General features: G+C 36.8%; 15 protein-coding genes and 1 tRNA gene. 2 read left to right on the top strand and 14 right to left on the bottom strand.

Features of this window, described 5'->3' with window-relative positions; all coding sequences use genetic code 11:
- Positions 1-5 precede the first annotated feature (5 nt).
- From WC441_00620 to dcm, 14 genes are all read right to left on the bottom strand, one after another.
- Positions 6-197: a helix-turn-helix transcriptional regulator gene (locus tag WC441_00620; GenBank protein ID MFA5163011.1), complete on the bottom strand. Its 192-nt coding sequence runs from the start codon at positions 195-197 to the stop codon at positions 6-8.
- Positions 181-579, bottom strand: a complete 399-nt coding sequence (locus tag WC441_00615) for a DUF2178 domain-containing protein (GenBank protein MFA5163010.1) — start codon at positions 577-579, stop codon at positions 181-183. The genes WC441_00620 and WC441_00615 overlap by 17 nt, the downstream gene beginning before the upstream one ends.
- A gap of 189 nt (positions 580-768) precedes the next feature.
- Positions 769-855 (bottom strand) — tRNA-Ser (locus tag WC441_00610).
- An 82-nt stretch (positions 856-937) separates the two neighbouring features.
- The gene (locus tag WC441_00605; protein ID MFA5163009.1) at positions 938-1,180 is read right to left on the bottom strand and encodes a hypothetical protein; all 243 of its coding nucleotides are present in this window, start codon (positions 1,178-1,180) and stop codon (positions 938-940) included.
- Between the two features lie 11 nt (positions 1,181-1,191).
- Complete coding sequence (locus WC441_00600; GenBank protein MFA5163008.1) at positions 1,192-2,388, bottom strand: ABC transporter permease; 1,197 nt, start codon at positions 2,386-2,388, stop codon at positions 1,192-1,194.
- A 1-nt stretch (position 2,389) separates the two neighbouring features.
- Complete coding sequence (locus WC441_00595; GenBank protein MFA5163007.1) at positions 2,390-3,100, bottom strand: ABC transporter ATP-binding protein; 711 nt, start codon at positions 3,098-3,100, stop codon at positions 2,390-2,392.
- Positions 3,101-3,109: 9 nt separating this feature from the next.
- Positions 3,110-4,972, bottom strand: a complete 1,863-nt coding sequence (locus WC441_00590) for an efflux RND transporter periplasmic adaptor subunit (protein MFA5163006.1) — start codon at positions 4,970-4,972, stop codon at positions 3,110-3,112.
- Between the two features lie 4 nt (positions 4,973-4,976).
- Positions 4,977-5,558, bottom strand: a complete 582-nt coding sequence (locus tag WC441_00585; GenBank protein MFA5163005.1) for a hypothetical protein — start codon at positions 5,556-5,558, stop codon at positions 4,977-4,979.
- Positions 5,559-5,718: 160 nt separating this feature from the next.
- Positions 5,719-6,387 carry a hypothetical protein gene (locus WC441_00580; GenBank protein MFA5163004.1) on the bottom strand — a complete coding sequence of 223 codons (669 nt, stop codon included), beginning with the start codon at positions 6,385-6,387 and terminating at the stop codon, positions 5,719-5,721.
- Between the two features lie 154 nt (positions 6,388-6,541).
- Positions 6,542-7,012 (bottom strand): hypothetical protein, encoded by a 471-nt coding sequence (locus tag WC441_00575; protein MFA5163003.1) that lies wholly within the window; start codon positions 7,010-7,012, stop codon positions 6,542-6,544.
- Positions 7,013-7,014: 2 nt separating this feature from the next.
- The gene (locus tag WC441_00570) at positions 7,015-8,064 is read right to left on the bottom strand and encodes a Shedu immune nuclease family protein (GenBank protein ID MFA5163002.1); all 1,050 of its coding nucleotides are present in this window, start codon (positions 8,062-8,064) and stop codon (positions 7,015-7,017) included.
- 49 nt (positions 8,065-8,113) lie between these two features.
- On the bottom strand, positions 8,114-8,776 hold the full coding sequence (locus WC441_00565; protein MFA5163001.1) for a DNA methyltransferase: 663 nt from the start codon (positions 8,774-8,776) through the stop codon (positions 8,114-8,116).
- A 6-nt stretch (positions 8,777-8,782) separates the two neighbouring features.
- Positions 8,783-10,231, bottom strand: coding sequence for a restriction endonuclease (locus WC441_00560; protein ID MFA5163000.1), 1,449 nt, complete (start codon positions 10,229-10,231; stop codon positions 8,783-8,785).
- On the bottom strand, positions 10,228-11,304 hold the full coding sequence (dcm, locus tag WC441_00555; GenBank protein ID MFA5162999.1) for a DNA (cytosine-5-)-methyltransferase: 1,077 nt from the start codon (positions 11,302-11,304) through the stop codon (positions 10,228-10,230). Before dcm ends, WC441_00560 begins: the two co-directional genes overlap by 4 nt.
- Positions 11,305-11,454: 150 nt before the next feature.
- Here dcm and lexA point away from each other — a divergent pair, with 150 nt between their 5' ends.
- Together lexA and WC441_00545 are read left to right on the top strand one after the other, a co-directional pair.
- On the top strand, positions 11,455-12,072 hold the full coding sequence (gene lexA / locus WC441_00550) for a transcriptional repressor LexA (GenBank protein MFA5162998.1): 618 nt from the start codon (positions 11,455-11,457) through the stop codon (positions 12,070-12,072).
- An 87-nt stretch (positions 12,073-12,159) separates the two neighbouring features.
- A complete protein-coding gene (locus WC441_00545) occupies positions 12,160-12,957 on the top strand; it encodes a hypothetical protein (GenBank protein ID MFA5162997.1) in 798 nt (265 codons plus the stop codon).
- The last annotated feature ends 162 nt before the right edge of the window (positions 12,958-13,119 follow it).

Below are 13,119 nucleotides of genomic sequence, written 5' to 3'. Positions count from 1 at the left end.
CCCGCTTATGATAAAGAAAATAACTTTTCAATCGGCATTTTCAATTCCCTAGCTATACTCAGAGCCAGTTTAAGAGAAGGATTATATTTACCTTGTTCTAAGAAAACGATGGTCTCCCGCCTTACTCCGACCTTCTCCGCCAACTCCTCTTGAGTAATCCCCAGCTCAGTTCTAAATCTTTTAATCTCGTTTTTCATCTTTAGGGCTGCGCTTATTATAATATTGGAAAATGATTGAATAAGTAAGCATCAAAATACAAATTGAGAAAGCTAATGTCATAGCTATAGGTTGATAAATAGGATTCCTATCGCCCAGAGCATAGAAAACGAACATGACTATCACCCCGATCCATGAAGTTAACTGGATTGCGAGCAAAGCCGCTTTGCCACCGATTTGGTAATCCCTCTCGTCCGCTATCAGCTCGGTCACTTTTTTCCTGAGATAGAAAAGTATAAGAGATGATAGCCCCAAAACTACGATCGGAATGAAAAAATTGCGGATCACCAAAGATTGGCTGAATATAAAAGCGGTAATGACAACGATTAGGAGCCGTATTCTATTATATGTTTTTAAGGTCATATTATTTTAGTTATTTCTAAGCATCTTAATGTTAGAAAAATATAACATCATTGTCAAGGGGATAAGCTTAAATGCGCCCAAACGCGTTAGCAAACGATTTTTTATATAACAAAATTGGCTAAGGTTGATTTCAAAGAAATCTTTGAAGCCTTAGCCAACTGCTCGAAAAATAATAATATTGATAACACGCGGAGAGGGTGGGATTCGAACCCACGGTTGGCTTTCACCAACGACAGTTTTCAAGACTGTTCCATTCGACCGCTCTGGCACCTCTCCTCAACTAACTTCTTTATTTTTACTTATTTCTTTAAAAAAATCAACTTTCCAAAAAACCAGGATGATTCCTGGTTAATCTAGGTCACTTATTCGAACTATTATTAACCATCGGCGGCCCACCTCCGCCATCAGCTGGCGGGGTAGGCATAGAATTGCCGGTTAGTTGGATAGCGGCCGATTTTTTAGTGTATGTAACAGCGGTGGAGGGGCGATATACAAGCCACCTCACTCCTAGCCAAACAACGGACACTAATACTAGATTCACCAACCAATAGCGATAATTTTTTTTAACTAACTGTCTAAAAGAAACATAATTTTTATCCATATAGTTTAATATTACTCATTTCTTAAAGCATCAACCGGATCTAAGCGGCTAGCTTGCCAGGCTGGATAAAATCCAAAAAAAACGCCAACTACGACTGAAAAGGAAAAACCGATGACAGGCCCAGTCCAAGAAGATGCCACGGCAATCCAATTGAAATATGATATTATCGGAATCGCCGCCTGGCCGATAATCATCCCGACAATGCCGCCAATCGTTGACAGAATAACCGACTCTAAAAGAAATTGACTCAAAATATCCGAACGCTGGCCGCCAATAGCTTTAGCGATACCGATCTCCTTAGTTCTTTCGGCAACGGTTACAAACATCACATTCATGATTCCAATTCCAGACACTAAAAGTGTAATAGCCGCAATCGCTGTTAATAAGGTTGTCATGGTCTTAGCGGTCGCCTGGGCCGCAGCCACCATACTACCCGCATCCATGATGCGGAAATCATCTTCTTGGCTAATCTTAAGTTTATGTTCGGTCCTTAATAAGCTAGTAATACTAGAAGTGGCTAACCCAGTATTACTAAGATTATCAACCTGGGCACTAATTATCACCTGGCCCCGATCGCCTAAAAAACTTTTCTCGGCGGTAGCGCTGGGCAAGATTATCGCTTCATCAACTGAAATCATCCCCACTCTTGAGCCTATTTTTTTCAAGACTCCGATTATTTCTACCTTCTTACCGGCAATAGTTATTTCCTTGCCCGTAAAGTTATTATCGCTAACAAACAGATCGCTAGCCACCGTACTGCCGATTACGGCCACCAGGCTACGATTCTGAATATCTTCTTCAGAAATTGTCCGGCCAGAGTCGATATTTAGATTAAATATTTTAGTAAAATTTTGATCAACGCCGACCACGCTATAATTTTTATCCACCGAACCATAGGAAACACCTAGGTTTCCCATAATAGCGCCAGCGGCTGAAGAAATGTGAGCGGCGCCAAGAAGTAATTCCGCATCAGCAGTCTTTAACTTAGAACTGCTCGTAAAACCCCGGCCACGATTAGGCATAATCAAAATTGAATTCGCACTCAAATTACGAAATTGCGAATTCACTGATTCTTGAGCGCCGCGGCCAACAGCGAAAACAGCGATAACGGTAGCTACGCCGATAATAATACCCAACATCGATAAAAGGGTTCTCGTTTTTTTGGCCAACAGAGACTCAGCAGCCATTTTGACAATCTCCCATTTCATATTAATAATCTCCTTTTAATGTATAATCAGCGCTGAGAACTTGGCCATCACGCAAATATATTATTCGATCGGCGTATCTGGCTACAGCGGAGGTATGCGTAACCATGACCAACGTGCGACCTTGCCTTTTAAGGTCTCTAAAAATATCCATTACTTCTAAGCCCGATTTAGAATCCAGGGCCCCGGTAGGTTCGTCCGCTAAGATTATTTCTGGATCATTGACTAAAGCGCGGCAGATTGCAATTCGTTGCTGCTGCCCCCCGGATAATTCAGTGGGCTTATAACCCAACTTTTTACCCATCCCGACTGACTGCAGGAGCTGGCGTGCCTTATTAATTCTCTTATCAGCTGGCTGACCAGCATATAAAGCTGGTAAAGCGACATTTTTAATAGCAGAAAAACGACTAAAAAGATTGAATTGTTGGAAAACAAAACCCATTCTTCTGTTACGGATAAAAGCTAAAGTAAAATCGTCTTTCACGGCACCAATATCTTCTCCATTTAAAAAATAACGACCGCGGGTCAGAGGATGAAGACAGCCAATAATATTAAGCAGGGTGGTCTTCCCGCAACCCGATTCGCCCATAATAACAACGAATTCGCCCCTTTCTACTTCTAAATTTATACCTTTAAGTACTGGGACCTCTTCTCCATTAGATAAATAATAAGACTTATAGGCTGACTCTAATTTTATTGCTAAATTATCCCTCATACATAATTATTAATAGACAATAGCTACACCCTCTTCCAACCCACTCGTAATCTCAACCTTTTTGCCATCGGTAAAACCGGTGGTGACGTTAACAACCCTGCCGTCAGCAGTTTCGACTGAAGGCTGGCCACTGATATTTCTGACGGCGGAAACTGGTATAGTTAACACGTTTTCTTTGCCAGCGGTAATAAATTCAACCGCCGCTGTCATCCCCTCCCTAATCTTCTCTCCGGGTTGGCTGAGTAATACACGAACTAAATAAGTGACTATACCATTAGAATTGGTTTCCGAGGTCAGAGAAATAAAGCTCAATTCGCCGACCAATTCCAGACCATCGACAGCCTCAAAAGTAACTATTGCTTTCTGACCGACCTGCAACTTGCTAATATCTGATTCTTCGATGTTAGCTTCAATAAATAAAGTATCGTTATTGATTATAGTTGCCATCGACTTAGCGCCATCACTTAAGATAGTATCGCCCTGCTTATAATTTAACATGGAAACGACACCGTCGATCGGAGAAATCATGGTCGCCTGTTCCATATTATATTTGGCTCGGTCAACACTGATAGCGGCCGAAGCTAATTGAGCACGAGCTGAAGCTAAGTCAGTTTCTGAGACTGGCGCTATCAGGTCGTTATAATCAATCTGGGCCTGCTTTAAAGATATCTGTCGGGAATTAACTGAAGCGTTGGCGGTGCTCAGATCGTTTTCTCCCTGGCTCTTGGTAGTACTTAAATCATTAAGAGCTTTATTATAAGCGATCTGATAAGCATTAAGGTTGCTCTTAGCATTACGAACAGCTTGCTGCGCGGTGCTTAAGTTAGTAATAGAAGAGTTAATGCTGGAACGATTAGAACTGAGGGTCGCCTTGAACCCATCTAATTCTGATTGGGAAAAATCCACAAAAGTAATAGTCGCATCTAACAAGTTTTGCATATCAAAAAGATGATTCTGCAGGGCAACCAGGGCTTCTTCGGCCTTGGCGGCCGCGGCGTCCAAGGCGCTATAATTAGAGTTAATCAAGCTAGCCACTGAATTATCAAGTGATAGCTGTAAAGATTTCGCTCGCTGGTAACTGCTGCGAGCACTACTTAAAGAAGAAGTATTTTTAGCCCCTAAGACCGATTCAAAGCTATCATTGATGGCTGTATTATCAATACCTAAAACCGCGTCAGAATCATTAAGAACACGGTGAGCTGTTAGATTAACAGCTTTGATAGTCGAGAGTAAACTGGTATAAGCGTCACGAATAATTTCGCTATCACCAGTATCTTGAAAAATTTTAAGATTATTACTAGCTGTTTCTAAACCCATCTCTGCGTTGGCAATCTGTTGGTTAACACTTGACCTTGTTTTCTCCAAACTAATTTTTGCCTGGTCCAAAGATATCTTAGCTTGGTCAATAGCGGCCTTAGCTTTATCAACCTCGCTCTGAGTAGGAGCGGCTTTCTTGGAATTAAAATTTGCTAGGGCTGATTGATAACTGGCATAAGCGTTGCGTAATTCGAATTCTAGACTTTCAGTCTTAACTGAGGCGATTTTATCGCCCTTTTTCACCTTATCTCCCTCTTTGACATAAACCTCGCTTACTTCCAGGTTGCCACTTACCGGAAAAGATAATTCCACGCCATCACGAGCCACCACTTTACCACTGGCTTCAATCGCTATCTTTAAATCCTCACGTTTAACAACGGCTCGCTGCTGGCTAGCTACCATACTGTTTGCCTGGCGTTGGCTAGAATAATAAAAATATGAGGATAGACCGACTACAAGTAATAATAAGCCGCTAATAAAAAATCTATTACTGATTATTTTCTTCCAGCCACTCCGCTTGGCTTTTTGACTTTCTTCTAAAATTGATGAAGTCATAAATTTAATTAATTAAAACGAACTCGGCGATTTTACTGTCGCTAAAACCTTCGTTAAACCATACAGTGATTACCTTATCAGCACTAATATCGCTTAAAGACGCCTCCACCATCTTCCTCTCTTTACCAATTGAACCAGACTCTGGCTTTAACATCCTGATACCCACCGGAATAGTTATCTTTTCCTCGCCTGTGCTCATTTCTTTCATTTTAGCTAACATGTCTGTCCTCTGGTTACCATTGCTTTGGTTACGGTTATTCCTAAACTCAAATCCTCCCCGTGGCTCCTGGCTGGACGGAACAAGTGAAGCTGATGGAGAAGATGTTGATCTGTCTGAGGTAGAAGTGCCTGGCCTGAAACCGCCACGTAAATCAACTTTTAAAATCGTAACCTCATTGCCACTGATTGATTTGACTAAACCCCGAATATCAGGCTCTCTTTCTGGTTGGCCAAAATCTGGACGACGCGGGTCTGATTGCTTATTATTTTGACTGACTGGAGAGTTTAATGTGGCTGGTCGGCTACAAGCCGAAGTTAAAAAAGCAAACGCTAATAAAAGCAAGGAAACAAAAAAGACCTTTTTCATATTTTATTTATTTAAAATAAGCCCTAAATGCTTATATATTTTAATACGAAAATAAAAAACATTTTCTTTGGTAATAAAAAACAAGGCTTCTGCCTTATTTTTCTTTGGACGCGGAGGGGGTGGGACGCAGTTGGAACGGTTTTATTAAAAACAGTCCTTACTAATCATTAGCCTGATTATCTTTTTCTATATCAATTAAGACTTTTTTAATAACATTAGAGAAACGGCTCCAATCGGTTTTCTTCAAAAATGATTCTTTACCTAAACTAGCAAGCGTTTCTTCAATAAATCCTTTCAGACTATCAATTTCTGCTTTAATATGTTTACCTTGCTCAGTTTGTAAAAAAGAGTCTCTTTGCTGCTCAACGCCCTTTTTTTCTGGATTTTTATAGAATGGTTCAGTCAAAAGGGTAATATCCATCATTTTGTCCTTAACTTTTTCTTCAATACCCTTTAAATCTTCAATGGATTTAGGATCATTATAATAGTCAGTGAGATGCTGTTTTAGATAACTCCATCCGATCCCCCAGGCTCTTAGTTCTTCTTGATAAGTACTCTGAAAATTTTCTCGGTCTGGCTGTATTCTGCCTTTATTTACCAAATGGCCTAATTCATGCGAGGCAATAGAAAAAGATATCGCCTCGTCGGAATTATCAGGTAGGTACAACTCTTTATCTTCCCAGTCAGCCATACCCCAATGATAACTATTATAAAAAGGATTCTTTTTATATTTTTCTGGCGCCTGACTGGAACCAATGAGTTTAATTGCCGGTTCTTTTTCAACCTCTATCTTATTAGGTTTTTCAAAACCGTAACTTTGGTTAATCATAGATTTTTTGCTAGTCCCAGGATTGAGAAAGAATGTTTTTATTTTTATAATTTTCTTTAATGTTTATAAGGCTCAATCCGTTCCAAAGTTTGTATTTTTGCGGGGTGTTAGGGACGCTATTCGAACTTTTTTGTAATAAAATGGCTAATATTAACTAGCGCTCAAATTCACACAATAAAATTTTGTATTTATCTTGTATTTCCTTAGAGATCATTTTATCTGATAATTTTTGAATTGTGTCCTTTTTCAGAATAGAGGAGCATAAATCGAAATAAAAGCCATTTTGAGTTGCTACAAAAATACATGATGGATTCCATCTTTGAATTTGCTTGGCGGCGATAGTCTTTATTTCATCGATATTTAACTCTTTTCTGTATTTAACCTCCACTAAATAGACCTTTTCCTTTTTTGCCGAGATTAAAGTATAGTCCGGTGCATGCCTGATATTATCGATTGCTCTTTGCGCTCCTTCAAAATTATTGCGCTGTGGAAATATTTCGGGAAGGATATTTTCATAACCGAATGGAATAACGGTATATTCCCCTTGCTCTCGAAACATTTGTTCAAAAATAATCTGAGCAATTTTTCCTTTAATCAAATTTTTAGAAAATAGGATGTCATTCATATTTAAAATGGAATATTTCTTGCATCTACTTCCTCTTCAAATAATTCTTCTGGTAATTCCCCAATAATTTGAGGATTCTCAGGCGCATCCGGTTTATAATCTAATATTCTTTTTGCCCTGTCTAAAACATGGTCATAAGTCAAAATCGTTAAATTATGATAATTAGAGTTTAAAATCCTATACGCCTCCTTTTGTTCATTATCCCAATCACTAGACCTACCAAAAATTAAAACACATCTCGGTTTAATCGTCTTTATTCCTACTCTTTCAGTAAATTTTAGGCTATTAGATTCTCGCTCTACCTCGTATATATATTTAGTCGCTTGAGTAATAGCTTTGGTGAGGTCAGATGACGGAATATAATTATCATGGTCTTTTGAAGTAGACCAAAATTTTAGATTTGTTTCAGGCTTTTTTATTTCTATAATATCCAAAAAGCCATCATAGGCTTGCATTAAATAATCTGAGATATTACTCGTGTCAATATGCCGCTCATCTAAAATTTTAACAAAATCAGTCCCCAAAACCCAGCTATTATCTTTAAACCAATCTTGCCACACTTTTTCACTCAAATCATCACTTAACATTTTTTCAAATTCTGCGATGGCTTTTTTTCTTGTCTGATGTTGTAAACCATGTATTAAATCTTCAGGCAATATATTATTTTCTGCGATAAAATTGAGAAGTTTTTCTTTATCGGGGTTTTTAAATATAGCTTTAATATGTTCTAAATCTTTTGGGTCAAAACCATTTTCAATTGGTATATATTTTTTAGCACCATCGCAGAAAGGCTGATAATTTTCAGATAAAAAAACAAGGAGTTCTTTGAATTCTTCATTGTCTAAAGTAAGCTCGCTTTTCGGCGAGCTACATTCTAGAGTTTCCGGCTCAAAACCAATTTTTTTATATCTACCAATCTTTAATCGCAAATCATTGACATCCGATTTATGTGGAATTTTCCATAACACCGCTCTTGTGATGGTCTGGGATTTTTGTTTTAATAAACCGAATAAATATTCTACCCCGTTTTCGGCTTTTTTTATAATCTTCATTCTTTGATGCTTATTAATTCATTATTTTAATAATTCACGCCAAATAGAATTACCTGCTCATTATGGTGATGTTTGAATCTATCTTCTTGATTTTTTCAATTTTTATATTAGGGTTATGCTCTTTAATATTATTGATAGCTTTTTCAAAATAACTCTTACTTATCTCACAAGCAGTGAGGTCAAACCCCATTTTATCGCACGCCACGGCAATGGTCCCACTGCCTAGATGCGTGTCTAAAATTTTATCTCCTTTTTTAGCAAACAGCTTTAAAATCCATTCATATAACTCAATAGGCTTTTGAGTCGGGTGAATCTTGTTTCTATTTTTTCGAACACTATAACGAAATATTTTAGACGGAAGGTCTAATGATGTCCAAGCCATTTCAGCCATTGAAAAATTATTTAAGCTTTCAGGCTGATTTTTATCCCAAATTATAAAGCACCTATTATATTTACATCTTGTCCAAATTTGACCAAAATAATTGCCGCCCCAAATAATCTGATTTTTTGACACTCTAAAAAGTTCGTTAAAATATTTATCATTAGGTTTCACATCCCACTTACTATACTCGGCCATATTGAATTTATTGTCTCCGCCTCTTTTTGTTTTGTTTAATATTCCATATGGCGGATCAACAATAGCCAAATCAAAATGATTATCTTCATATCTAGACATTAGTTTCATGTTATCCTCGTTGCTCAATATAATCATAATCGGTTAACTTTTAGTCGCAAATTTTTCAATAGTTAAATTTGATATATCTCTACTCACATCTCTTCCTAAGTTATGAGTAATGATATTATCAAAATCTTCGTAGTCTATTTCTCTTACATTGTTATCAATACAGTTATACAAAAATTCTGAAAAAGTGTTAGCACGTATTATAACTATCGGACAAGATTGAATATCCTGTAAGACGGCGGGGACATATCTAGGAGTGATGACGATAGTATATTCACCACCTATTTTTTCCCTGTGGCCAGCGAGACGTCCGGAGTTAATTCCAGACAATTTGTTTTTAGTTGATTTTGCGTCAACGGCAAATTTTTTCTTTTTGCTTAAATATAAACATTCTAAATCAGTATTTCCAGCTCCTCCAATCTTTTTCGCCTCAACATTGTAAAACATGTTAAAGCCATCTGTTAAAACATCTTCGAATAGATAAGCTTCTCCCTTCTCTCCGTTTTCAGCGTACTGGTCGATTAATCTTGGCAAGTCAAGTAATTTTAATTTTAATTCATCCTCTTTTTCACCAATTGCTATTAATAATGCCGTTGGATAATAACTATAAATTTCTTTAACTACATCAATTTTAAGGCGTTCGGGGTCATTCAGACTTAAAGGTTTTTCTAAAAATGAATCCTTTTTTTCTAAGTTTATGACCAATTCATAAACATCGCTTGATATATTTACCTCATTCCTAGTCACTTTTCGAAAAGTTTTAGTACCGCCATGCTGTAATTTACAAATAACCTCTCCTTTCTTTTTATCAATTACTCCGGCTGAATTAAATAAAGCACTAACGTAATAGTCCCATTCATAAGCAGAATTTACATAGGCATGCCGATCATTCTGAAACTTTTCAGCTATTTCTTCATCACTTAGCGTTCGCAGTTCTAATATTTCATTTACTAAACTTTCGTATGATTTTTTATCTATTTCTTTTACAAAAACCAGTAAAAAAGCAACTTCAAAAGCATACAACTTCTTTCCCAACCTTTCATCTGTTAATAGCTTAAATAGTAGTCTAAAGGGATATAACTGAAAAGAAGAGTGGGTGCCACTGTGCGGATGTGGAAATTGTACGGCCCAAAGCATGGCCAAAAAAATTTTTTTTATTTTCAACGGGTCGTCTACATGTCTTAAAAAAAGATTCCCCAAGGGACTAAACAAAAATCTATCTTCACCGTCAATATCGGCCTGATAACCAAACATATAATATGACAGCTGATTAATTTTATGATTAATCGCATCCAACGGCATATTATGATTCCTCTCGTTGTAAAGATTTACTTCCTTTAATTTTAAATTAAGGCGAGCCTTTTCTTCTTTACTGATTGCATTTTTTGAAAAAGATTTCAAAAATTCAGCAACAGTATACAGCAATTTAAAATCGTTGATGTGTCTATACAATATCCATTTTGGTCTATCAATTCTTAGTGTCATATTTCAATTCCTAATAACACTTTTTTTAGTAATAGCGGCGGAACACCTTCTCCAATACATTTTCTAATTAATATTTCTGGGGTATTTTCTGGAATTTTTTTATCTTTTACCGGAAAAGAGCTTAAAAGCATTAGCTCTAAGGGAGTAAGAACACGAGGGTCTGAATAGGTACCGTCTTTTAATTTTCTTCCAGGATGGACGTTTAATTGGGAACTAATGGCGTCATTTCTCATTGTAATCGTTGGTGCCGGCTCATTCCATTTTATACGTCTATAAGTTGTCATATAGCCTTTAACTCGCTCCCCGCTACTTTTTTTAGGGAAATGAATTTTATTCTGAAAAGCAGAACAACCGGTCGGAGTATTTTTCATGCATAAAATATGTTGAGGCGAGTGCCTTCTCGCAAAATGCCAAGGTATGTCAGATTTTTGTCCAGGATTAAGACTAGGTAAAAAAGCTATAGCGTCTTTAACGGACACTACTTTTGATTTAGCCGGCCATTTCCATATCAGCCCCTTTTTATACATTTTAATTAAAGCCCTATTTCTTTTTTGAGGAACTCCAAATTCTGATGCATCTAAAACTTTTGCCTCAATTTTATATTCTGATCCATAAAGGGCAGAAAGAATTTCCAAAAGTGTGCATAATTTTCCTTCATAAGGCAATTTGAGTTTCAAAAAGTTTGGCACATTTTCTATAAGAACAAATTTTGGTTTTTTAATATTTATTAAATCAATAGTTTTAAAAATTAAATGATTTCGTTCATCATTTAACATTTGCTTCATGGTTCGGTTTTTGCCAGCAATACTAACACCCTGACAAGGAGGAGTTGCTATTAAAAAGTCTATTTTACCAGATTCCTTAACAATTTTATTAAAAATTTTTTTATCAGTAATATCGCCAATAATCATATTTGAGTCTTTGTACAAACTCGAATACAATTTTGCCCTTTCGGCAATGAGTTCATTTGCCACAACAATTTTGATACCAATTTTATCAAAAAAAGCCTCACCTATTCCAGCGCTAGAAAAAAGCGAGACACCTTTTAATGTTTTTTGTTTTTTCTTATCCATAATTAACTAATCTTAGGCATTTTTCAGTTATTATAATTATACATTAAATTAGGGATAATGTAAAAAATAAACTTAAGAAAATATATTCTCTTGCCTTTCGGTTTTCGTTCGGGTATACTACAAATATATCAATAAAATAAACTTATGTCTATGTTAACCAAAAAACAAGCTGAAATAAGGGATTTTATAGCTAAATACAATCAGAAAAATGGCTGTTCCCCGTCTTTGACAGAGATAAAAAATGAACTTGGAATATCAGCGGTTTCTACGGTGCATGAACATATTTCAAGCTTGGTAAAGAAAGGCATTTTAAAAAGAACAAAGGGGGTCATAAGAGGCTTGGAGCTAGTAAAAGCCAAAACTGACGGACTGATGGCCGTTCCGTTAGTTGGTGTCATAACCGCAGGTAAGCCAATTGAGGCTATCGAAATTCCGGACGATGTCGTGGAAATAGCGAAAGACAGGCGTTTCCAAGATGGCGAACTCTACGCTCTTAGAGTTAAAGGCAATTCTATGATAGGCGACGGTATATTTGACGGAGATATTGCTATTATCAAAAAACAGGAGTGGGCCGATAACGGCGATACCGCCGTGGCGATCATCGACGATAACGAGGCCACGCTCAAAAGATATTATAAAGAAAAAGGGCTAATAAGGCTGCAGCCGGCCAATCCGACCTTCGAACCGATATTTCGAAAAAACGTCGAAATAAGGGGTGTCGCCATTAAAATAATTAGAAATTTGGAACATTCTTATCCCCGTCTTTAGAAATTTTTTAGAAAAAATTTAAATTATTTTAATATGTGAAATGCTAAAATAAAACAAGACTGACCATTCAAAATTTTACATAAAAATATGCCCTCCAAAGCCAAAGAATTGAGGGCCGAACTAAAACACTTATCTTCTTCTTTTTATGAGGAGGAAAATGTTTTTCGCAGGTCGCTAATCGTCTTTAATTTCGTTGAGACGATTTTTAAAAACAAGGAAGCAAAAAAATCTTTTGATTTTCTCGTCGCCGAAGCCAGCGAAGAAATGAAACTGGCGGAAACCGGAAATGAAGAAGCTATTTTAAAAACCAAATTAGGATGCGGTTGCCGATTTTGGCGCTATTTCGCCGATTTAGACGGCATTCATTCCATTATGAAGAAAATGCGCCGCGATAAAGACCGCCGTGCGCTAAAAAAACTAGACGACATAATTTGCCGCCCATATTCGGTTAATCTTTTTCGAGCCGCTTTTCAGGTAGTTAGTGATTGTGTCTTGGAAAAGATGGAACAAGAAGAATTTTTTAAAAACTCTAATCGCGGCGAAAAGACTTGGTTCGATTCCCAAAGAAGTATTCTATATATAAAAGGCTATAAAGTACCGATAGCCAAACAAGACAAAGAAACTAACGCCCATAAAATACTTAAATACATTTTTAAGGATAATAAGGATAATTTAAAAGACACCTTTTTCTATTCAGAAATGGCCGAAGATGTTTTCGAAGATTTGGAGTATAAGGAAGAAGCAAATTCTTGGCGTAAATATTATGATTGTTGCGTGGAACTGAATAATAAGATTTTTAACGGGACAAAAAAATCTGTTGAAAACTTTTTAATCTTTAATTCCGGCAAAAAAGGATATTTAAAAATAAATCCGATTTGCTTATAAAATAAGGGAAAAATCAAAAAAGTTTGGGTAAATCTTTACCCAAACTTTCTCAAATATAACTTCTATACAATAGCCTCATAACGATATGAGGCTTTTTTATTTTAAGTCTCGATCGCTAGAGCGTCAGCTAAAGGTCGAGGCGCGAAAAGTATAAATCACGAT

It is taken from the genome of Patescibacteria group bacterium, from assembly GCA_041651355.1.
Classification (GTDB): domain Bacteria; phylum Patescibacteriota; class Patescibacteriia; order Patescibacteriales; family UBA12465; genus JAPLVX01.
The sequence above is the reverse complement of the archived record's forward strand: the minus strand, read 5'-3'. Positions and strand labels throughout refer to the sequence as shown.